Raw genomic sequence first — 20,456 nt, 5'->3', positions numbered from 1 at the left:
GCCATGCGCACCGACCTCTTCGACTTCGAACTGCCCCCGGAAAGCATCGCGCTTCGCCCCGCGAGCCCGCGCGATGCCGCGCGGATGCTGGTGGTGCATCCGGGCGGCGTGCTGCGCGACGCCGCGATCGCCGACCTGCCGCAGTGGCTGGAGCCGGGTGATCAGATCGTCGTCAACGACACCAAGGTGATCGCGGCGCAACTCAAGGGCCGCCGGATCGGGCGCGACACCGAACCGAAGATCGAGGCGACCTTGATCAAGCGGCTCGACGGCTCGCGCTGGCAGGCGCTGGTGAAGCCGGCGAAGAAGCTCAGCCCCGGCGACACCATCCGCTTCGGCAATGAGGGCAGGGTGTGCCTGCTCGGCAATCTCGATGCAGAGGTCGAGGCCAAGGGGCAGGAGGGCGAGGTGACGCTGTCATTCTCGTTCCATGGTCCGGTGCTCGACCAGGCGATCGCCGATGTCGGCGCCACGCCGCTGCCGCCCTACATCGCCTCCAAACGCACGCCTGACGAGAGGGACGTCAGCGACTACCAGACCATGTTCGCCGCCAATGAGGGCGCGGTCGCAGCGCCCACGGCGGGGCTGCATTTCACGCGGGCCTTGGAGGCCGCGCTGAAGAGCCGCGGCGTCGAGCTGCACCGCCTGACGCTGCATGTCGGGGCAGGGACCTTCCTGCCGGTGAAGACCGAGGAGACCTCGGAGCACAAGATGCATGCCGAGTGGGGCTGCATCACCGCCGAGACCGCTTCCGCCTTGAATGCCGCGCGCGCAAAAGGCGGCCGGATCGTCGCGATCGGCACCACGTCGCTGCGCCTGCTGGAAAGTGCCGCCAGTGCCGACGGCACCATCGAGCCGTTTGCGGCGGAAACCTCGATCTTCATCACGCCGGGCTACCGCTTCCGCGCGGTCGATATTTTGCTGACCAACTTCCATCTGCCGCGCTCGACGCTGTTCATGCTGGTCTCGGCCTTCTCCGGCCTCGAGACGATGCAGGGCGCCTACGCGCATGCGATCAGGGACGGCTACCGGTTCTATTCGTATGGCGATGCGTGTTTGCTGTTTCGCGCGCGAGGCTAGCTCCGCAAGCACGGTTGCTTCACCGTCACCCTGAGGCGGCCGCTTCTTCAGCGGCCCTCGAAGGGCGACGGCCCGACTGGGGCCGATGCATCCTTCGAGACGCCCGCCGCGCGGGCTCCTCCAGCGACAATGGCTGCGCCATTGCGCGGGGATGACGGTTCTTGCATTCACGCCATCGCGCGTTCGGGCAGCAGCTCGGCGATCTGCACCGCGTTGAGGGCGGCGCCCTTGAGCAGCTGATCGGCCGCGACGAACATCGAGATCGAGTGACCGCTGGGGTCGCTGAGATCCTTGCGGATGCGGCCGACCAGCACGTCGTCCTGGCCGGAGGCGTCGATCGGCATCGGGAAGTAGTTCTTGGCGCGATCGTCGACGACCTTGACGCCCGGCGCCTGCGCCATCATCGCGCGCACCTGGTCCTCGGTGATCGGCTTTTCGCATTCGAAGGTGATCGACTCGCAATGCGCGCGCAGCACAGGCACCCGCACGCAGGTAACGCCGACCGCGATCTTCTCGTCCTCGAAGATCTTGTGGGTCTCCTTGATGACCTTGGTCTCCTCGTCGTTGTAGCCGGTCTCCGGATCGATCGCCGTGTTGTGGTTGAACAGGTTGAAGGCGTAGGGGTGCGGCATCACCTTCGGGGTGTAGACCTGTCCGTTAAGATTGGCGCGGGTGGACTCGACGAGCTCCTCCATCGCAGCTGCGCCGGCGCCGCTCGCGGCCTGGTAGGTCGAGATGATCACGCGCTTGATGCGGTTCTTCTGGTGGATCGGCCACAGCGGCACCAGCGCGGTGATGGCGGCGCAGTTCGGGTTGGCGATGATGCCCTTGTGGTCGCGGATGCGGTTGGCGTTGATCTCGGGGATCACCAGCGGCACGTTCGGATCCATCCGGAACGCCGAGGAATTGTCGACCACGACGGCGCCGGACTTCACCGCAAGCGGCGCGAACTTCCTGGAGATGCCGCTGCCGGCCGAGAACAGCGCGATGTCGACGCCCTCGAAGGCGCGCTCGGTCAGTTCCTCGATCACGATCGGCTTGCCGCGGAAGCTGATGGTCTTGCCGGCCGAGCGGGCGCTCGCCAGCGCCTTCAGCTTGCCGACGCGGAAGCCGCGCTTGTCCATGGTGGCGATGAATTCGGCGCCGACGGCACCGGTGACGCCGACAATCGCGACGACGGGATCGTTACTCACTTTGTCCTCCATTCGAGTTGTATTTCAGGCAACAAAAAAGCCCCGGACCTTCATCAGGCGGGGCTTCGGGTAGAGATGATGCGGTTCGACCGACTACGCGCGCACGCCTCCCGAGGCCCCGGAGGGCTTGGTGGTTTTGCTGGTGCGTTTGGTCGCGGTGATCATGGAGCGGACTTATGCGGGACAGATCGGCGTCCGTCAACGGCTTTTGGGCGAAAACTTGGCGAGAGAAAACTTGGCGAGTGCCGCGCCGGCCTCAGCGCCTGCGCGCGCCGGGCGGTTCGAGGATCACCTCTTTCAGGTCGCTGCCGGCGAGCACGACGATAACGAAATTGAGCTTGCCGCGTTCGCGCATCAGGCCACCACTGATCGCCTTTCCGGAGGTCGTGCGCTCGGCCACCCGCACGGCGTCGGCGAGGCGATGCCGGAGCGCCCTCAGCACGGCGAGGTTGTCACGGTCTTCGGTGCCGAGCGACTTCAGCGGCGCGGCGGCCTCGCCACCCACCACTTCGCCGGTCGCCGCGTCAATGGCGTGCCGCCAGATGCGGTCCTGCTGCATGGTCTTGACCCGGTAGACCGCAGGCTCCGACGCGCCGTCGAAGCTGATGTCGGCGGTTATCGAACCGGAATGCAGCGCCTCCGCAATCGCCATCGCCTTGCGCAGCGAGATCTGGGCCGCCTGGAAGCTGTCGAGCTCGCGGCGAACCGTGTGCGCATCGAGCGCGGTGTCGTTATCCTGCGGGGTAAGCGCTGCAGCCGTTGAGCTCGTGATCGCGTGCGCCGGCGTCGCGAAGGGCAGGGCAATGAGCGCGGTTGCCAGCAGCCGCGTGCCGAATGCCCAATGCCGCAGTGCGTGTAATCGTCCCGTCGTCATGGTCGCATCCGTCGCGTTGAACCGCCGCCCGGGCAGAGAAAGTGCGGCCGACCTTTGTTAGTCAGAGGTCGGCCGCCGAACGTTCAGACGGAGCGATGGCGGCAGCTCCGTCCTGACGATCGGCGACACGAAACCGTTGGGGGGCTGAACTTGGGTTTCGCGTCTCATTGCAACTAAACAATACGGTTTCGTTCTGTTTCCTTCAAGGCTCATCACGACAACGTGTGAGGCGATGCAACGATCCTAAAACTGTCAGCGGGCCGGGCGGCGGCGCGCCTTCGTCGCTTCCTTGATCGCCTCTTTGGCCGCATCGCGAAGCCGGTCCTGCGGCCCGACGGCGCCGGCGAGAAACAGCCGGATCGAGACTTCCATCCGGGTCTCGGCGGTCTTCATGTCGATCGGAATTCCGAATGTTGCCATCCGGTGGGTGTGGCCGACCACCATGTTGAGAAATGTCTCGGCGGCGATTGTGGTGTCCTCGAGATCGAGAACGCCTTTATCGACCAGATGGTCGAAGAAATCCGCCGTGGTGGACACCGCTTTCGACCAGCCCTCGTCGACGGCAAGCTTGGCGACCTCGGGGAAATTGATTGCCTGCGCGGTCAGGATCCGGCTGAAAGCGATGGAGTCGGCGCTGCAATTCAGCACCAATAGCTGGCGTCCGAGCTCGGTCAGCCGTTCCTCGACCGAACCGTCGCAGTTGCCGCCGGCCTGCGCTTCGGCTGCCGCGGCGGCGAGCGGGGCAAGCCAGCGGGCGATCTCGCGGCGGAGCACCGCGGCGAACAGGCCGCGCTTGTCGCCATACTGACCGTAGACGGTGGGCTTGCTGACGCGGGCGGCCTCGGCCACCGCGTCGATCGACGTCGCATCGAAGCCGCGCTCGAGGAACAGGCGGGTGGCGACCTCGATCAGCCGCTGGTCGCGCTCGATCGCAGCGTCCCGCGTCGGCCGGCCGCCGCGTGACTTGATCACGCCGCGCTTGGCCACCTTGGCCTTGGTTGCCGTCAATCCCATTTGCCCATTCATCTCGTTGTGCATCGGACGGGTCTGTCCGGTCTATAACCCGCGCCGTGCGGATTCGTCCATTCGGCGGTACCGGGAGCAGGCCGCTTAAGGGGGCGTCGCAGTCCAGGCCTGCCCGGCGGCGGCCTTGTCGTATCCGTACTGGTACAGCGCGCGCATATAGGCGGTGTCGAAGCCCTGCGTTTCCGGCGCCGGATAGCCGCGCTCGATGTAGGACAGATGGAAACCCAGCCGGTTGCGCCGGGCGAAGTCATAGGTCGAGAGGATCACGGAGCGTGTCTGCGCCTGCGTGATCGCGGAAATGCTGCGGGAGGCGACCTCGATCGTCGAGTTCGAGACCAGCTCGAAGTTGCCCTCGAGCTTCTTGTTGACGAGGATGTAGATGTTCATGCGGCTGTTGGCGGGCCAGCCGCGCTCGCGGAACAGCAGCGCATCCGGCAATGTCAGCACCGGCGCGGTCACGCCGCCGTCGACATGCATCTCCTGGAACCGGCGGCCCTGGCCTTCGGCGTCGATCATGATCGGCGGAAACACCAGCGGGATGCTGGCGGACGCGGCCATCACGTCGCGAAACAGCTGCAGCGCCTCGGGCGTTCCGACAGCGGCGATTCGCCCCATGTCCCAGATCACCGTGCGCTGGGTGTCGAGATCGGTGGTGACGATCAGGAGCTTTCGGCCCTTGGCGTTTTCGCGCGCCACCTCGCTCAGGATCTCCGGACCGACGTAACGCGCCACCAGTTCGCGCAGCCGCTTGTTGCCGAACAGCCCGGAGCCGAACAGCACCCGCATCAGGCTCGGATCCTGCAGCAGGCTTTCCGCGATGCCCGAGGTGTAGACCTCCTTCAGCGTGTCGTCGTAGCGCGGGCCAAGGAAGGCAAAGGGCGCAATCAGCCCGCCGGTGCTGACGCCGGAGACGACTGAAAAGGCCGGACGGTTGCCGGCCGCGGTCCAGCCGTTGAGGACGCCCACGCCATAGGCGCCGTCGGCACCGCCGCCGGAGAGGGCGAGGTAGGTCTTGATCGGGGCGAGGTCGCTCTTCTCGAGCTTGAATTTTGACGCCGGCTCGTCGGCATAGCGGCGCAGCCCGTTGAGGTCGAGCACCCGCGAATTGGCGGCGTCGGCGGCCGTGTAGGGCATCCGCGGCAGCGAGCTGCAGGCCGAAAGCGCCAAGGCGAGGCCGCACAGCAGGATCGCTTGCCGGATCGCGCGGGCGGCCGTCATCCAAAGGCCGGCGCCGGCGCGCTGGATGCTAGGGGGTAAGACCATCTCTGCCAGTCACGTTCTCGGATCGACGTCGCTGCGGGAAGCCGGTTGCCAGATTGTCGTCATAAAACGATACTGTTTCGTTTTGTTTAACGGGGCTGATGATGCAAGGCAAGCGTCCGGCCGGTTGTCCGTGTTCACGAAGTCGCGCGAGGGCCGCTATCCGACGGGTTGATCGGGCACCGGCGACACGCAATAAGCAGCCGCATGACTCTTCCCAATCATTTCGAGCTGCTGGCGACCGACGGCGCCGCCCGCACCGGGCGCCTGACCACGCCGCACGGCCTCGTGCGGACGCCCGCCTTCATGCCGGTCGGCACCGCGGGCGCGATGAAGGGCATGCATTGGCGCGAGGTGCGCGATGCGGGCGCCGATATCGTGCTCGGCAACACCTATCACCTGATGCTGCGCCCGGGCGCCGAGCGCATTGCCGAGCTTGGCGGCCTGCAGCGCTTCACCGGCTGGGGCGGCCCGATGTTGACGGATTCCGGCGGCTTCCAGGTGATGTCGCTGTCGGAGCTGCGTAAGGTGACCGAGAAGGCCGTGACCTTCCGCTCGCATATCGACGGCACCAAGGTCGAGCTGTCGCCGGAGCGCTCGATTGAGGTGCAGCGGCTGCTCGGGTCCGATATCGCCATGCAGATGGACGAATGCGTCCGGCTGCCGGCGGAGCGCGCCGACATCGAGCGCGCGATGCAGTTGTCGCTGCGCTGGGCTGAACGCTCCAAGCGCGCGTTTGAGGCGGCGCCTGACGGCTACATGCTGTTCGGCATCGTGCAGGGCGGCGACGTGCCGGATCTGCGGCACGCCAGCGCGCGCGGGCTGACCGACATCGGCTTTCACGGTTGCGCGATCGGAGGGCTCGCGGTCGGCGAGCCGCAGGCGGTGATGCTGGCGATGATCGAGGAGACCGCGCCGGCGCTCCCGGTCGATCGGCCGCGTTATCTGATGGGCGTCGGCACGCCGGAGGACATCCTCGAGGCGGTAGCGCGCGGCGTCGACATGTTCGACTGTGTGATGCCGACACGGAACGGACGCCACGGCATGGCGTTCACCCGCTTCGGGCAGATCAATTTGCGCAACGCCCGGCACGTCGACGATCCGCGCCCGCTCGATGAAGAGAGCCCGTGGCCGGCGGCGAGCGGCTATTCGCGTGCCTATCTGCATCACCTGGTTCGATCAGGCGAAACACTTGGGGCAATGCTGCTGTCCGAAATCAACGTCGCCTACTACCAGCAGCTGATGCAGGGCATCCGCGATGCGGTGGCGAACGGCACGTTCGAGGACTTCAGAACGAAAACGCGCGCCGGTTGGGCGCGCGGTGACATCGCTCCAAGATGAGCTGTGTGATCAGTTGCACACGATCGGTTTCACCGCGTGTTTGGTAACGAACCCGTAACCGCAGTTGTCGCAGGTCCAGAGATAGCTGATCAAATTGTCGAACAGGTACGCGGAGGCTTCCGCCGCCACCATGGAGTCCGCACACACCGGACAGGTCGGCAAATCGCAGCCGCGCGGATCGGGCCTGGACGCTGTGGTCGACAGAACTTCAGCGAGAGCTGGCATGTGACCTCCTTTGCGTTCTGAGCTGCACCTGACGAAAGTATATAAACCCATTTGTTTGACCTTGTCGCAACACAAATGCGTAGGTTTTACGTTATTTGCGCAGGTTCTATTTTGCGATGCAACGAATTCGCGCTGCGGCGGTTTCTCACTTGCGTGCCATGGTACGCTGCTTCTAATGAGACAAGACCGCATATTCCCAGCACATCCGCTACAGGAGCCGCTTGATGGACGCGCCGTCGACAACGAGTGCAGTGCAACCCGGACGCGGCCGCGTCTTTGACTCCATCGTCGATGCGATCGGCTCTACGCCGATCGTGCGGCTGCGCAGATTGCCGCAGGCGGCTGGCGTCAACGCGACGATCCTCGCCAAGCTGGAATACTTCAATCCGGCAGCCAGCGTGAAAGACCGCATCGGCGCGGCGATGATCGTGGCGATGGAGAAGGCCGGCATCATCAACGCCGACACCGTGCTGATCGAGCCGACCTCGGGCAACACCGGGATTGCGCTTGCCTATGTCGCGGCCTCGCGCGGCTATCGGCTCAAGCTCGTCATGCCGGAATCGATGTCGATCGAGCGGCGGCGGATGCTGGCCTTTCTCGGCGCGGAGATTGTGCTGACCCCGGCCGCGCAGGGCATGAAGGGCTCGATCGCGACCGCGGAGGAATTGGTGCGCACGACGCCCAACGCTGTCATGCCGCAGCAATTCAAGAACCTCGCCAATCCCGAGATCCATCGCCGCACCACCGCCGAGGAGATCTGGAACGACACCGGCGGCAACATCGATTACTTCGTTGCCGGCGTTGGCACCGGCGGCACCATCACGGGCGTTGGCCAGGTGCTGAAGCCGCGCAAGCCATCATTGCGTGTCGTCGCGGTGGAGCCGGAAGAGAGCCCGGTGCTGTCGGGTGGCCAGCATACGCCGCACAAGATCCAGGGCATCGGCGCGGGCTTCATCCCTGACATCCTCGACCGCTCCGTGATCGACGAGATCGTCAAGGTCAACAGTGCGACCGCGATCGAGACCGCGCGCGAGCTGGCGCGCAACGAAGGCATCCCCGGCGGTATCTCGTCGGGTGCCGCGATCGCTGCCGCCTTGCAGATCGGCAAGCGGCCGGAAGCGGCCGGCAAAACCATTCTGGCGATTGTGCCGTCATTCTCGGAGCGCTATCTCTCTACGGTACTGTTTGAAGGAATCTGACACACAGGAATCCAGCATATGGCTGACCAGCCGAGGCGACCGCGAACCCTGAACGATGCGCGCAGCGAAGCCGAGGCGGCGTTCAAGCGCGCCACCACCAAGGTCGCGGACGCGGTGCCAAAGACCGTCGCTGTCCCCGGCGTCCGCGAGCAGGTCACGCTGCGGATCGATCAGGACGTGCTGGAGTATTTCCAGGAGGGCGGCCCCGGCTGGCAGGACCGCATCAACGCGGCGCTGCGCAAGGCCGCCGGAAAGTAACACCTTTCGAAACCGGGAGGCCCGGGACGATCCCCGGGCTTTGGCTGGCGGGCGCGGCCGCGCTGGCTGCGGCGCGAGCGTCACCTCGCGCGCGCCGGCTTCCTTGCGGTCGGTTTCAGGTTCATGAGGTTGCCGGCCAGGATCATGGCCGCGCCGAGCACCGTGTAAACATCGAGCCTTTCGGCATAGATCAGCCAACCGGCGATCGCCGTCAGCGGCACGCGGACGAAATCCATCGGGATCACGACAGTCGCGTCGGCGTGGAGCAGGGCGCGTGCCATGCAATAGTGCGAGAACGTGCCGCAGAACGCGATCACGGCGAGCCAGCCCCAGGTCGAGAGCGGCGGCCAGGTCCAGACATAGAGCGCAGGCCCGATGCTCGCGAGCGATTGCACCACCAGCATCCAGAACATGATCGTCAGCGTCTGCTCGGTCCGCGTCAGCGACTTGACCACGGCGACCGAGATGCCGAAGCCGACCGCCGCGGCGAGCGCGATCAGCTGGCCCGGATTGATCGCGCCGGCCGCCGGCCGCACGATCACGAACACGCCGACCAGCCCAAGCACCATCGCGACGATCTTCCACAGCGTCATCCGCTCGCCGAGAAAGCTCGCCGCAAGGATCGCGGTCCAGATCGGCATCGTGAACTCGATCGCGACCACCTGGCCGATCGGGATCAATGTCAGCGCAAAGAACCAGCCGAGCTGCGCGCAGAAATGGATCAGGTTGCGCACGATATGGACGTGCACCCGTGCCGTCTTCACGATCGCAAACCCGCCATTCATGTGGATCAGCGGATAGAGCATCGCGAAGCCGAGCACGCCGCGCACGGCCATCAGCTGGAAGACGTTGACCTCGCGCGTCGCCTCGCGGCCGGCCACCGCCACGATCAGCATCAGCGCGAGCCAGCCGGACATCCACAATGCTGCGCGGGTCTTTGAGGGCGTGCGATCCATGACGGGGAACGGCGGAGGAGGGGTGCCCGGTATCGGCGAGCTGCCATGAATTTGCAACGCGCAATTCCGTCTGCGCGGTGATGCGTCACCCACGCGATCTCTGCTAAGCAGCATCGACTACGCTGTCATCCCGGGGCGCACGTGAAACGGGCGAACCCGGGATCTCGAGATTCCGGGTCTGGCTCTGCGAGCCATCCCGGAATGACGAACGCCAAAAAGGAGGATCTGCTCATGCGCGTCTTGCAACCGGCCGAATGGTCGAAACCCCGCGGCTTCTCGCACGGTGTCGCGTTCGACGCGCCCGGCAAGTGGATCGTGCTGGCGGGGCAGACCGGCGGCGACGAGAAGGGCGACTACGCCCCCGAGATGGCCGCCCAGGTCGGCACCGCGTTGAAGCGCATCATCAAGCTGTTGAATGAGGCCGGTGCTGGCCCCGAGCACATCGTCCGCCTGACCTGGTACCTGACCAGCCGCAGCGAATATGAGGCCGCGGGCGCCGGTATCGGCGCGGCGTGGAAGGAGACGCTCGGGCACAATTTCCCGCCGTCCACCTTGCTCTATATCGACGGGCTGGTCGATCAGCGCGCCAAGGTCGAGATCGAGGTCACCGCATTCGTGCCTGCGGCATAGCACCGCTGGGGCGTAAACAAAAAGCCCTCGGGGATGACTCGAGGGCTTTCCAGGTTGGAGTTCGGATCGATTACTTCGACAGCGTGATGCTGGCGCCGCGGAACTGGCTGTCAGCCCTGATGGTAACGGCCTGCTTGTTGCCGGTGGTGCGCATCGAGATATCGGCGTTGAAGCCGGGAGCGCTGGCAACGACCTGGAAGTTGCCGCCGCCGCCGCGACCCTGCAACGAGCCGCTGACATTGCGGCTGGACTCGCTCCAATTGCCGCTGACCACGCTGCCTTCGGCCTGCACATCGGCCGCTAGGTTGAACTTGTAAGCGTCGCTGGCGCAGGTGAGGCTCATGGTCATCCGGGGCCCGCCGACGTGATACGTCGCCCGGCAGCGGATGCGCTCGCTGGAGCCGTCGTCCAGCGTGACCGAGCCGGCGCCCGACCAGGTGCCCGCCATGCCGGCGAACGGGCCGGACTGGGCATGGCCCGTGGTACTTGCGAGTGCGGTCACGAAAAACGCGGCGGCTGCAAATGCTGGCCGCCGCGCGATGGCAAAGAAACTTGATAGGCTGGTGATCTTACTGACGGGATGCTTCCCATCGGCCGCTGCATGGTACGCCAGCTGATGCCCCATTCCACTTCCCCGATCCGGAGTTGCCACTGAGTTGTCCGTTCGCATATGCACCATTGATCGAGACTCGCACAAGTCCCCCGCTGCCGACGGTGCCGGAGATCGCCGCGCCCTGTGCCGAGATCTTTCCTTCAGCGACGGTCACGGTCGAGCTCTGCGACGGTTCGCAGCTGCCGGTCTTGGTGACGACGGTGACGTTCCAAAGCCCGTCATAAGGCTGCTGAGCGGACACGGGAGCAGCGGTGAGGGCAGCAGCCGAAGCGACCGAAGTGACCAAAATCAGGTCGCGAATGCGGATCGAACGCATGAATCAAATCCCTGTAATTTCGTGTGATGGCGCGGCTTATCCTGTCACAATGTGTTCAAAATTTGCTGCGTCGCGGGAGTCCCCAAATGTTCCTGTGAACTCAAACACATCATGGTGAATTCGGTTCCGGATCAGGAACGGAAAATCCGAGCATGGCTTTTCGAACGAGGTATTCATATACTCTGCTCGGGTTAGTGTTTGCCGGGGCTCAAATTCGGCGCCTTGGTAGCAAACTGCTCATCCTGGACCTTGGCCGGCAACGAGCCGTTGACCTTGCCATAGTCAATGACCTGGGCGAGCAGACGCAAACCGAGCGGCGCCAGCGCGCGCTCCCACAGCTCGCGGGCGGTCTCGCCTTTCTTGACGAACACCCAGTCCTGCGCGGCGATCGCGCCGGCGTCCATGCGGTCGGCGAGGTGATAGATGCTGCCGCCGGCGATCGGATCGCCTTCCTTGATGGTCCACTCCACCGCGGCGATGCCACGGTGGCGCGGCAGCAGCGACGGGTGGTATCCGATGCCGCCGAGCCGGGACGCGGCAAGCGCCTCCCTGCTGACCCGGGCATGGCTGTGGGCGGTCACGATCAGGTCGGTGTCCGGCGCGATCTCGGCGGCCGTCACCAGCTTGGGATCAGCCTGGACAACGACTTCGATGCCGGCCGCCCTGGCCGCTGCCGCCAGCCGGTCCTCGCCGTCATGGACGACCACCCTGACCAGCGTGACGTGGTGTTCGCGCAGCATGTTCAGGGTCGTCACGCCGAAATGGCGGGAACCGACAAGGGTAATGCGCATGGGGATCTATTCCGTGGGGTTTACTCGGGGATTGCTCGGGCCGCCGCTATGCCGATAGCACACCGCGGCGGCCTGTTTCGCTGTCTTGCCCCTTATCAACAGGACGGCCGGGTGGCAAATGTCAGGCCGCCGGCTGCTTGCTGGCCAAAACCTTGTCGATGCGCCGGCCGTCGAGGTCGACGATCTCGAATTCCCAGCCCTGCGCGGCGGTTTTCGCGCCGACATCGGGGATCGCGCCGAATTCATGCAGCAGGAAGCCGGCCGCGGTCTGGTAGGGCCGCGGCGATGGCAGCGTGATGCCGAGCAGCTCGCTGAATTCCAGCGCCGGCATCCAACCGGAGATCAGATAGGAGCCGTCGGCGCGCCGGACATAGGCAGGCTCGGCCGGTCCTTCCTCGGTGTGGAAGGCACCGACGATGGCCTCGAGGATGTCGGCGCTGGTGACGACACCCTGGAAGGTGCCGTACTCGTCGTGGACGAGGCCGATATGCACTCTGGAGTCGCGCAGGATCGCGACCACGTCGCGGGCGTCGACGGTCTCCGGAATGATCGGTGCATCGCGCGTCAGCGCGCGGATGTCGGGCGTCTGGCCCGCGAGGTAGACATCGAGCACGTCCTTGGCCTGCACGATGCCGAGCGCGTGATCGCGGTTGCCGTCGAACACCACGCAGCGCGAGTGACTGCTCTTTTGCAGCGTCGCCAGGATCTCGGCCGCGGGGGCGGCGAGGTCGATCAGGCTGACCTCGTGGCGCGGCGTCATCACGGCGCCGACCGGCAGATCGCCGAGCCGCATCACGCCGGCGATCATCTCCTTTTCGCCGGGCTCGAGCACACCGGCGTTCTCGGCCTCCACCACCAGCGTCTTGATCTCGTCCTCGCTGACGCGGTCCTGTGCATCCTCGCGATGGCCGAGCACCCACAGCAGCAACTTGCCGGAACGGTCGAGCAGCCACACCAGCGGCAGCGACAGCCGCGCCATCATGGTCATGGCCGGAGCGACCTTGACCGCGATCGACTCGGGATCGCGCAATGCGATCTGCTTCGGCACCAGCTCGCCGACGATCAGCGAGGCATAGGTGATCACGCCGACGACGAGGCCGACGCCGACCGCGTCGGCGACACTTGGGGACACGCCGAGCTCAAGCAGCCATTGCGTCAAACGCTGGCCGAGCGTTGCGCCCGAGAAGGCGCCCGACAGCACGCCGATCAGCGTGATGCCGATCTGCACCGTAGAGAGGAACTTGCCGGGATCGGAGGCCAGTGCAAGGGCGCGGCGCGAACCGCTGACGCCTCGTTCGACCAGCGCCGCGAGACGCCCCGGACGCGAGGAAACGATCGCGAGCTCCGACATCGACAACAGACCGTTGACGACGATCAAGACCGCCACGATCGCAAGTTCCAGATATAACACGGGAGTCCCTAAACATTGGCGGCGTCGGCCGCTACACGACCCAATATAGGCATACCGGAGCGGTTTTGCTGTGCCTTGTCGGACGTCCCTGCACAAGCAGAGGGTGCGTATGGCCAGCATGCAGCAGGAGATTGCGGCATTTTGGCGCGCTGGCATCATGCCTAGGCGAGGATCCGCAGCGCCGGCTTGGCGAACCTCCTGCCCGATGAGGCGGGCTGCATCAGCATTCGTTTGGAGGCGGCTTGCAGTTGCACGCGCAAGTCGGCGTTGCATTGCTTCATCTGGTTGCGCAATTCGCGGCGGGAGAAGGCGGTGAGCGAGGGGTCCGCGAGTTGCTGCCAGGCCTTGCGCAGCCATTCCTGCAGTTCGCGAATGTTCTGATCCAGAACCTTCTGATCAAACACGTCGGGCTGGGTCATGCCGCCAAATCCCACGAAGCGATCAGTTGCAAAGTAACGCTGATTCGCGTCGCTTCACCTAGCGCAATGTTGCGCAGGCGCGTTTGCGGCAGGGGAGATCGAAGGCTGCAGGCGTGTTCGTGTCCGCGTCAGCGAGCGTCGCTGGGCCCGGTGCGCAGCAAATCCAGCGCGACCGGCAGCGCGAGGAACAGCGCTGCGAGCATCGAGAGATGACGCGTCTGCGCGGCGGTCAGGCCGAGATCGTATTGGGCGAGATAGGCCAGCATGATCGCGATGTAGGCGGCGACGCAGATTGCGACGGCGACGCTTCCGAAATCGATCTTGCTATCGGTCTTGTCGTCCACGGCGGCACCACGTCGTTGCGGGAGCGGTGTAGCGTGGCTCGGCTTCACCAACTATGAGCTGGATCACGAGCGGAGGGGCCACTCCGGCCAAATGGCTTCGTGCGTCACGACGGGCCAACTGGCGGAGGCAAACGTCGCGATCCTTCGCGCGGAAGCTCGACCGGGATGTGGGGCGCGGTGCTCACCACGGGGGGGCCTCCGTCAGAATGGGTCTGGCCGTTGAGCAATGTCTCGAGCACCAAAAAGAATTTTTCAGAAAGCATGGGCGTAGCCCTCGTCGTCTAATGTCCTTGTGTCGCGGCGCGCCGCGGAAAATTCGATCAACAAAATGCGAGTCGCACCGGCATGGCGATGCTGCGGCGCAAGGTCTCCCGCACGCAATCCGGGAGATTACCGGCGCTCACGCCGTCAACCGAGGCTTGCGCGAAATAGTTGCCAGGTTCCTAACGATTGCCGGCGCGGCACGTGATGGCGCTCACCGTTCCTTCAAGGATGCACGTTAATGATAGGGGTATGGATCGTGACCAGGACATCGACGAGGGATTTGGATCGGCGCTGCGCCGCAGCTACGGGCAGCTGGCCTGGTGGATCGTCCGACTTAATCGCGTGCTCGAACCGTCGCGCGCGGCCGAACCACCGCGCACCCAATTGCCGCCGCGGCCAGCCGTTCCGCCACGTCGGCCTGTGCCGCCGCGCCCGGAATAGACCCCACCGGATTACCGGCTTCCGCTGTATCGGCCGTGCGGCCGGACTGCTATTCATGCGCCATCCGCGGACCCCTCCGGTCCGCCGTTTTTGACGATGCGGCCGCGCGGCCGCGCAAGCGACGAGGGACGAACGCAATGATTGAGACGGTTGGCATTATCGGCGCCGGGACCATGGGCAACGGCATCGCGCAGATCTGCGCGGCGGCAGGCCTCGGCGTGACCATGGTGGATATTTCCGACGCGGCGGTCCAGCGCGGCCTGAAGACGGTCGGGAGCAGTCTCGATCGGCTGGTCGCCAAGGAGAAGATGACCGCGGCCGATCGCGACGCGACGCTCGGGCGCATCAATGCGACCACCGACAAGACCAAGCTCGCCGCCTGCGATCTCGTGATCGAAGCCGCGACCGAGAACGAGGAGTTGAAGATCAAGATCCTGAAGGATCTCTGTGCGGGGCTGAAGCCGAGCGCGCTGGTCGCAACCAACACCTCGTCGATCTCGATCACCCGCCTTGCAGCCTCGACCGATCGTCCCGACCGCTTCATCGGGATGCATTTCTTCAATCCGGTGCCGGTGATGGCGCTGCTCGAATTGATCCGGGGCCTGCAGACCTCGGACGACACTGTCGCCAAGGCCGAAGCGTTCGCCAAGCGAGTCGGCAAGGTGGCGATCACGGCGAAGAACAGCCCCGGCTTTGCGGTGAACCGCATCCTGTGCCCGATGATCAACGAGGCGATCTTCGCGCTGCAGGAAGGCATTGCCACCGCCGAGGAGATCGATGCCGGCATGAAGCTCGGCTGCAATCATCCGATCGGCCCGCTCGCGCTCGCCGATCTGATCGGGCTCGACACGATGCTGTCGGTGATGGAGGTGTTCTACACCGGCTTCAACGACCCCAAGTACCGGCCGGCGCCGCTGCTGAAGGAGATGGTCGACGCCGGCCATCTCGGCCGCAAGACCGGGCAGGGGTTCTACAGCTACAGCAAGTGAGGCCGGCGCGCGCCCGACCCCGTAATCATCCGGGATGGATCGCGCGGACAAGGTCGCGTAACGACAAGACCTGATCCGCCACGAGGCGGGGGACATCAGAAACGAGGCCCGGTCTCCTAGGCACACCGGGCCTCGTTTTTTTGTGGGATACCGGGCTCAGTTGGCCGATGCGACCGGCGTGACGCCGGTTTCCTCGGGATCGGCGCCGAACAGGCCGACGAGGAACTTGTAGTAGTCCGGCATCTTCTCCTTCAGCGTGGCGCGCGTATAGGGTTCGTGCTCGGAATCCTTGCCGGCCAGGAAGATGCTCGCCGTCACCGCGAAGAACTCCTGCTGGTTCTTCAGCGCATAGGCCTCCTTGGCGAACAGCTCCTTCGATTTGGCCTGGCTGAGGAAGCCCTTGATGCCCTTGTTCTCAAAGCCGTTCGGCATCAGCCGCGCGTGATAGGCGTGAAGGAATTCGTGCAGCAGCACCGGCTCCTTCGCGTAACGCATCATGTTCGGACGCATCCTGATGATGCCGATGCCGGAATCGAGCGCAAGCGCGAGCGGATCCGAATTGGTCCATTGCTGCTTGTCGTGATCCCAGATGGTGACGTCGCGGGTCGTGCCGCGGTCCCATTCCGGCGGCGTCAAGCCATAGCAGGCCGCTGCCGCGCCTTCGTCGAGACACGCCATCTCGCTCGCAACGATCGGCACGCGATGGAAGAACTGCAACACCTTCGGGCTGAAGCCCGCGGTTTCCACGACGTCGAGCTGGCGGCGGACCATGTCGGCGATGCTGGTGACGTCCTTGCGGTCGGCGTTCTCGGAGAGATCGAAGACGTAGCCGCGATATTTCTCGACGCTGCTTGGTGCCGCCTCGGACGCCCCCGACATTCGTGGTCCGGCAACGGCCGCTCCGGCCGCAAGTGACAGGATCATTGAAGCAATGAGCGTGCTGCGCATGATTATCCCCCGTGCGACGAGCCCTCTCCGGGTGTCGTCGTCCATTGAGCCGCGCGGGAGACTAGGGCAGCCGTCTTGCAGCGCGCTTAAGTCGTACATTTCAACCGGGCATCTGCGATTAGGCGCCGGTTAACTACGTGCGCTGGGATGGCCGGCGGGCAGCGGGCAGCGGGCCGGCGGGTCTGGAGGCCGCGCGGGCCGATGACCGGTCGGCCGTCCTCTCGATGCCGCGACTGGGTTTTGAACCATCGTCACAGCTTCTTGAGGCGGTGGCCGGAAACCTCGCAGATCCTGCCGGCGTACCTAGATGAGCGGCTGGGAGCCGATGGAGCAAGGAAACACGATCATGCGCAGGACGAATTGGGCAATTCTGGCGTTCGCGGCCATCGGAACGAGCTGGATTGTCGGTTCCGCGTCGCCTGCTGCGGCCGATCCCTATGAGTATCCCTGGTGCATCCAGGGCCGGCAGGAGGGATATCCCGGCTATTGCGGCTACCAGACCTATCAGCAGTGCCAGGCATCCGCATCGGGCCGCGATGCCTATTGCGGCATCAATCCGCGCGTTGCCTTCAGCCAGCAGCGGTTGGCGCCGCGGGCGTTCCGCTGAGCGGTGCAAGGAGGTCGGGCCAAGCGACCGTCGGGCACGATGGTTGCATAGCTGACGGTCGGATCATTTTTTCTGCCTTGGAGCGAATATGGGCGAGATCATCAGGTTCATCTCGAAGTCCGAACGCGAGCGTGCGCGTCTGATCCGCGAGGCGCGTGCGAATTATGAGCGCATCTTTCCATCGGCCGACCCGGCTGATGCGCAGGGCGCCGCAGACGAGGGCAGCGGCAGCGAGGCGTCGTCGAAGCCGTAGCGCGCCGGTATTGCGCGCAAGGGGAGGCGGAGCGGCGATGTGGCAGCGTTTGTGGCAAACTTGGACGATCGACAAGCCGGCCGCGCTTGGCGATTGGCTGTGGCAGATCCTGGTCGTTGAGCTCGCCGCCTTGCTCGATCGGCTGACGTTGCGGAAGCTGATCGCGCTGATCCCGGTTGCGATCGTGATCGGCGCCTATTGGCACCGGATTCCGCTTCCTCCCGAGCTGATGCTGGTCGGCGATGTGCTGGCCTATATCGACATCTTCTCGATGATCTTCCTGATCGGCTTCTTTACCCGGGTTGCGACGGTTGTGGCGGTCGTCAGACAGGCTATCGGTCTCGTCCGCGGCGTGATGCAGCATGTGCCGATGGCACTGCACAGGTTTGGCATTCGTCACCGTCGCGCCAAGGACGGTCCGCGCCGCACGCGGCTGATGCATGCGAAGACAGATGACGATGGCGCCGCCGGCATGGCAGGCTTGGCTTGGGCCTAGTCCGACGCGATGTGGCGGTGACGAACGCGATCGTGGCGTCTATCGCGGCTGCCCGGCCTGATCGCCATCATCCGCCTTCGGCCGGGCCGGGCTGTGCGCGGACGCGCCGTCCTGGCTCCGCCGGTGCGAACTGGAGAGGTCCGTCGCGGCGTGCTGGGATCGATGGAACGCGATACCCATCTGGAAACTCCAGACGCCAAACAGCAGCGCGCCTGCCACACAGGCCGCCACGAAAGCCCAATCGCGTTTGCTCATCGGTTCGATACCGCACCAACCGCGTGTGTTCCGAGGCTCGCCCAAGCGAGCCCGCCGCATTGTGAGACGATTGCACGCGCTTGTCGATCCGCGCTGCTCACCCTCGCATCGGTCACGGAGCGGTGATTATCAAATCATGCGTCCAGAAACACTGCGATCAGATTGACCGGCCCCCGCAACAAACTTGCCAAACTTTCACTAGGGCGTTGGCGCACTGAGTTCGAAAATGTAAGGACCCGATCGGACGATTCGCCAATGACCGAACTTGAGGAGCTCAGATATTTCGAGCATCAGTGCCTGGAGATGGCGGAGCAATCCACGCTGCCCGATGCTCGCCGCGCGCTCCAGATCCTGGCGCGCAACTACGCCGCTGCGGCTGAAATCGTCGAACGGCGCGCGCAATCCGCCAACACCGCACTCGCGCAGCTGTTTCGATGCTTGAGGCTGTGACCGGTTGAGGGCGTGACGAGGGCGCCGGTCACGACGACCGATCCCGATGGCGCGGATGCGGTCTGCGCCTAAAGCCGCCGGCTTCAGGACCTTTCGGTCCACCGTCGTCGGCATCAAGATGCTTGAACACATCGGGCGACGCTGCCATCAGATTGCGCGATCTCGGCGGCGTGGCGCCGTCGGCAGTCGGAAGGCGAGGTGCTGCGATGTTCTCGCTGACTTTTCTGGGAACGTCGGCAAGCGTGCCGTCTCCCGAGCGCAATCACCCGGGCGTTCTCGTCGAGGCAGCCGGCAGTCGTATTCTGGTCGATTGCGGCGAGGGGACGCAGCGCCAGCTGCTGCGGAGCGGCGCCGGCTTTCGACGGCTTGATCACCTGCTGCTGACCCACGGGCATTTCGATCATGTGCTCGGCATCCCCGGGCTGTTTTCGACCCTCCGGTTGCGGCAAAGTTCGGATGCGATGACGATTCATGCCGGGCCAGGCACGCTCGATGTCGTCGTCCGGATGCTGTCAGGCCTGTGGGGCGAGGGCAGAGCGCCGATCCCGCTTGATCTGGTGCCGTTGAGCGAGGGGCAAGTCCTCGACGCCGGCGAATTCACCATCGATTGCTTTCCGGTCCGCCACCGGGATACGGACAGCTTCGCTTTCTCGTTTCAGAGCGCGATACGCCGGCATCTCCTCCCGGACCGGCTTCTGGCGCTGCGCGTGCCTGATGGGCCGGTTCGCCGGGAGCTGGCGGAGGGGCGGCAGGCGAAGCTGGACGATGGTCGCACCATCGATCCGGAGCAGGTGCTTGGCCCGGCCCAGGGGCGAAAGAAGCTCGTCATTGTCGGTGATGCTGAAACAACCGAGGGGCTGGCTGAACACGTCAGGGACGCCGACGTGCTGGTGATCGAAGCGACGTTTCTCGAGCGCGACGCGGCCATCGCGCGCGACTACGGGCATTTGACGGCCAGCGAAGCCGCCGCGCTCGCAGCGCGGAGCGGGGTCAAGCAACTCGTCCTCACGCACATCTCCGGCCGCTATCCGGACGAGGACATTCTGGCGGAGGCGACGAGGACTTTCCCGAACAGCAGGATAGCCATCGACTTCGACCGCATCGCTATCTGAGTGTGCGCCGCACGAACAACGTTTCATTAACCCGACTCACGCAACGTCGTCCCAGGCCGTCTGGATGGGCCGCTAGCAGAAGGCCGCCACGAGTGACTACGTGGCGGCTTTTTGCGTCCCACAGTGCCAAGGGAGACGACCGATGGACTACGGCGCCTTCACCGACGCCAGCCTGAAGATGATGTACGAAGCCGTCCGCGGTGCGCTCAGAGCCGACGACGAATTCGAGGCAGCCGGCGAAGAGCCAAAATTCCGCGTCCGCGCGACGCCCGAGTGGAAACGGCATGCCGGCAGCCTCGAGGCCGAGATGCTGAAGCGAGGGATGCAGCTCGATATCATCGACTGGACAGGCGGTCAGGGCGAACTGCCGTTATCTTGACGGCCGAACTCCAGCAGCGTTCCGAATGTTCGCTCCGAATTGTGCGCTGAACGGCGCGCTTGCGCCGTCATGCGTCGCGCTCTCCCTCGGCGCGGGGGTAAACTTTGTGAGGGGGGCGGTTTTCGTTGTGCCTTGAGCTGTTCCCCGATCGTTCCCTCCCAACGGCGACGCTGGCCCGCTCAGAACGTCCCGTGGCCAAAGCCGAATTCCGCAAGGGCCTAATTGCTCCACCGATGCGCCGCCATTTCGCCGCGCCTCGTTCGCTTTGCCCAACTCTGTTCATATACCTTACGAGGTAACACAGATGTCATCTGTTCGCGGTTTGT

General features: G+C 64.8%; 27 protein-coding genes. 13 read left to right on the top strand and 14 right to left on the bottom strand.

The annotated features are described in order from the left end of the window. The first annotated feature begins 3 nt into the window (after positions 1-3). A complete protein-coding gene (queA, locus tag ACZBJS_RS33660) occupies positions 4-1,080 on the top strand; it encodes a tRNA preQ1(34) S-adenosylmethionine ribosyltransferase-isomerase QueA (RefSeq protein WP_316397747.1) in 1,077 nt (358 codons plus the stop codon). A 167-nt stretch (positions 1,081-1,247) separates the two neighbouring features. On the opposite strand, the gene ACZBJS_RS33655 is transcribed toward queA, so the two are convergent. The 4 genes from ACZBJS_RS33655 to ACZBJS_RS33640 all read right to left on the bottom strand — a co-directional run bounded on the left by ACZBJS_RS33655 (position 1,248) and on the right by ACZBJS_RS33640 (position 5,391). Next, positions 1,248-2,285 carry an aspartate-semialdehyde dehydrogenase gene (locus ACZBJS_RS33655; protein ID WP_057018500.1) on the bottom strand — a complete coding sequence of 346 codons (1,038 nt, stop codon included), beginning with the start codon at positions 2,283-2,285 and terminating at the stop codon, positions 1,248-1,250. Between the two features lie 244 nt (positions 2,286-2,529). Further along, on the bottom strand, positions 2,530-3,147 hold the full coding sequence (locus tag ACZBJS_RS33650) for a PepSY domain-containing protein (protein WP_057018499.1): 618 nt from the start codon (positions 3,145-3,147) through the stop codon (positions 2,530-2,532). A 252-nt stretch (positions 3,148-3,399) separates the two neighbouring features. Then, positions 3,400-4,161 (bottom strand): TetR/AcrR family transcriptional regulator, encoded by a 762-nt coding sequence (locus tag ACZBJS_RS33645; RefSeq protein WP_141340408.1) that lies wholly within the window; start codon positions 4,159-4,161, stop codon positions 3,400-3,402. A gap of 96 nt (positions 4,162-4,257) precedes the next feature. Next, positions 4,258-5,391, bottom strand: a complete 1,134-nt coding sequence (locus ACZBJS_RS33640) for a patatin-like phospholipase family protein (RefSeq protein ID WP_463439799.1) — start codon at positions 5,389-5,391, stop codon at positions 4,258-4,260. 249 nt (positions 5,392-5,640) lie between these two features. On the opposite strand from ACZBJS_RS33640, the gene tgt reads away from it, so the two are divergent. Then, complete coding sequence (gene tgt / locus ACZBJS_RS33635) at positions 5,641-6,774, top strand: tRNA guanosine(34) transglycosylase Tgt (RefSeq protein ID WP_463439796.1); 1,134 nt, start codon at positions 5,641-5,643, stop codon at positions 6,772-6,774. A 9-nt stretch (positions 6,775-6,783) separates the two neighbouring features. Here tgt and ACZBJS_RS33630 read toward each other — a convergent pair whose 3' ends face one another. Continuing rightward, positions 6,784-6,999, bottom strand: coding sequence for a hypothetical protein (locus ACZBJS_RS33630; RefSeq protein ID WP_028332087.1), 216 nt, complete (start codon positions 6,997-6,999; stop codon positions 6,784-6,786). 224 nt (positions 7,000-7,223) lie between these two features. On the opposite strand from ACZBJS_RS33630, the gene cysK reads away from it, so the two are divergent. Together cysK and ACZBJS_RS33620 are read left to right on the top strand one after the other, a co-directional pair. After that, on the top strand, positions 7,224-8,198 hold the full coding sequence (cysK, locus tag ACZBJS_RS33625; RefSeq protein WP_076828575.1) for a cysteine synthase A: 975 nt from the start codon (positions 7,224-7,226) through the stop codon (positions 8,196-8,198). Between the two features lie 18 nt (positions 8,199-8,216). Beyond that, positions 8,217-8,456, top strand: coding sequence for a BrnA antitoxin family protein (locus ACZBJS_RS33620; RefSeq protein WP_050400483.1), 240 nt, complete (start codon positions 8,217-8,219; stop codon positions 8,454-8,456). 80 nt (positions 8,457-8,536) lie between these two features. On the opposite strand, the gene ACZBJS_RS33615 is transcribed toward ACZBJS_RS33620, so the two are convergent. Continuing rightward, entirely contained in the window at positions 8,537-9,412 is an 876-nt protein-coding gene (locus tag ACZBJS_RS33615) for a DMT family transporter (protein WP_057018494.1), read from the bottom strand. Between the two features lie 231 nt (positions 9,413-9,643). Between ACZBJS_RS33615 and ACZBJS_RS33610 the strand changes: the two genes are divergently transcribed. Further along, positions 9,644-10,042: a RidA family protein gene (locus tag ACZBJS_RS33610; protein WP_316397752.1), complete on the top strand. Its 399-nt coding sequence runs from the start codon at positions 9,644-9,646 to the stop codon at positions 10,040-10,042. 70 nt (positions 10,043-10,112) lie between these two features. Here ACZBJS_RS33610 and ACZBJS_RS33605 read toward each other — a convergent pair whose 3' ends face one another. From ACZBJS_RS33605 to ACZBJS_RS33580, 6 genes are all read right to left on the bottom strand, one after another. Further along, entirely contained in the window at positions 10,113-10,667 is a 555-nt protein-coding gene (locus tag ACZBJS_RS33605) for a hypothetical protein (protein ID WP_076828573.1), read from the bottom strand. Next, entirely contained in the window at positions 10,612-10,971 is a 360-nt protein-coding gene (locus ACZBJS_RS33600) for a hypothetical protein (RefSeq protein WP_076828571.1), read from the bottom strand. Before ACZBJS_RS33600 ends, ACZBJS_RS33605 begins: the two co-directional genes overlap by 56 nt. 191 nt (positions 10,972-11,162) lie before the next feature. After that, entirely contained in the window at positions 11,163-11,762 is a 600-nt protein-coding gene (locus tag ACZBJS_RS33595) for a formyltransferase family protein (protein WP_018271570.1), read from the bottom strand. Between the two features lie 121 nt (positions 11,763-11,883). Further along, positions 11,884-13,173: a hemolysin family protein gene (locus tag ACZBJS_RS33590; protein WP_057018492.1), complete on the bottom strand. Its 1,290-nt coding sequence runs from the start codon at positions 13,171-13,173 to the stop codon at positions 11,884-11,886. Positions 13,174-13,334: 161 nt separating this feature from the next. After that, positions 13,335-13,592, bottom strand: coding sequence for a hypothetical protein (locus tag ACZBJS_RS33585; RefSeq protein ID WP_057018491.1), 258 nt, complete (start codon positions 13,590-13,592; stop codon positions 13,335-13,337). 128 nt (positions 13,593-13,720) lie between these two features. Next, the gene (locus tag ACZBJS_RS33580; RefSeq protein ID WP_225646785.1) at positions 13,721-13,936 is read right to left on the bottom strand and encodes a hypothetical protein; all 216 of its coding nucleotides are present in this window, start codon (positions 13,934-13,936) and stop codon (positions 13,721-13,723) included. Between the two features lie 513 nt (positions 13,937-14,449). Here ACZBJS_RS33580 and ACZBJS_RS33575 point away from each other — a divergent pair. Further along, the gene (locus tag ACZBJS_RS33575) at positions 14,450-14,641 is read left to right on the top strand and encodes a hypothetical protein (RefSeq protein WP_316397753.1); all 192 of its coding nucleotides are present in this window, start codon (positions 14,450-14,452) and stop codon (positions 14,639-14,641) included. 137 nt (positions 14,642-14,778) lie between these two features. After that, positions 14,779-15,630, top strand: coding sequence for a 3-hydroxybutyryl-CoA dehydrogenase (locus ACZBJS_RS33570; RefSeq protein WP_316397754.1), 852 nt, complete (start codon positions 14,779-14,781; stop codon positions 15,628-15,630). A gap of 156 nt (positions 15,631-15,786) precedes the next feature. On the opposite strand, the gene ACZBJS_RS33565 is transcribed toward ACZBJS_RS33570, so the two are convergent. After that, the gene (locus ACZBJS_RS33565; protein ID WP_253590288.1) at positions 15,787-16,578 is read right to left on the bottom strand and encodes a hypothetical protein; all 792 of its coding nucleotides are present in this window, start codon (positions 16,576-16,578) and stop codon (positions 15,787-15,789) included. 346 nt (positions 16,579-16,924) lie between these two features. Here ACZBJS_RS33565 and ACZBJS_RS33560 point away from each other — a divergent pair, with 346 nt between their 5' ends. The 3 genes from ACZBJS_RS33560 to ACZBJS_RS33550 all read left to right on the top strand — a co-directional run bounded on the left by ACZBJS_RS33560 (position 16,925) and on the right by ACZBJS_RS33550 (position 17,934). Then, positions 16,925-17,185 carry a DUF3551 domain-containing protein gene (locus ACZBJS_RS33560; RefSeq protein ID WP_463439795.1) on the top strand — a complete coding sequence of 87 codons (261 nt, stop codon included), beginning with the start codon at positions 16,925-16,927 and terminating at the stop codon, positions 17,183-17,185. A gap of 88 nt (positions 17,186-17,273) precedes the next feature. Further along, positions 17,274-17,438 carry a hypothetical protein gene (locus ACZBJS_RS33555; protein WP_016846117.1) on the top strand — a complete coding sequence of 55 codons (165 nt, stop codon included), beginning with the start codon at positions 17,274-17,276 and terminating at the stop codon, positions 17,436-17,438. Positions 17,439-17,475: 37 nt separating this feature from the next. Further along, on the top strand, positions 17,476-17,934 hold the full coding sequence (locus tag ACZBJS_RS33550; RefSeq protein ID WP_316397755.1) for a hypothetical protein: 459 nt from the start codon (positions 17,476-17,478) through the stop codon (positions 17,932-17,934). A gap of 39 nt (positions 17,935-17,973) precedes the next feature. Here the strand turns inward: ACZBJS_RS33550 and ACZBJS_RS33545 are convergent, their stop codons facing one another. After that, complete coding sequence (locus tag ACZBJS_RS33545; protein WP_316397756.1) at positions 17,974-18,189, bottom strand: hypothetical protein; 216 nt, start codon at positions 18,187-18,189, stop codon at positions 17,974-17,976. A 255-nt stretch (positions 18,190-18,444) separates the two neighbouring features. Between ACZBJS_RS33545 and ACZBJS_RS33540 the strand changes: the two genes are divergently transcribed. The 3 genes from ACZBJS_RS33540 to ACZBJS_RS33530 all read left to right on the top strand — a co-directional run bounded on the left by ACZBJS_RS33540 (position 18,445) and on the right by ACZBJS_RS33530 (position 20,130). Beyond that, on the top strand, positions 18,445-18,639 hold the full coding sequence (locus ACZBJS_RS33540) for a hypothetical protein (RefSeq protein ID WP_016846119.1): 195 nt from the start codon (positions 18,445-18,447) through the stop codon (positions 18,637-18,639). 206 nt (positions 18,640-18,845) lie between these two features. Beyond that, entirely contained in the window at positions 18,846-19,751 is a 906-nt protein-coding gene (locus tag ACZBJS_RS33535) for a ribonuclease Z (protein ID WP_316397757.1), read from the top strand. Between the two features lie 142 nt (positions 19,752-19,893). Beyond that, complete coding sequence (locus ACZBJS_RS33530) at positions 19,894-20,130, top strand: hypothetical protein (RefSeq protein WP_057018484.1); 237 nt, start codon at positions 19,894-19,896, stop codon at positions 20,128-20,130. Positions 20,131-20,456: the final 326 nt, after the last annotated feature.

Source organism: Bradyrhizobium sp. KZN70725, from assembly GCF_055264925.1.
This window is presented reverse-complemented; position numbering and strand designations above follow the sequence as displayed.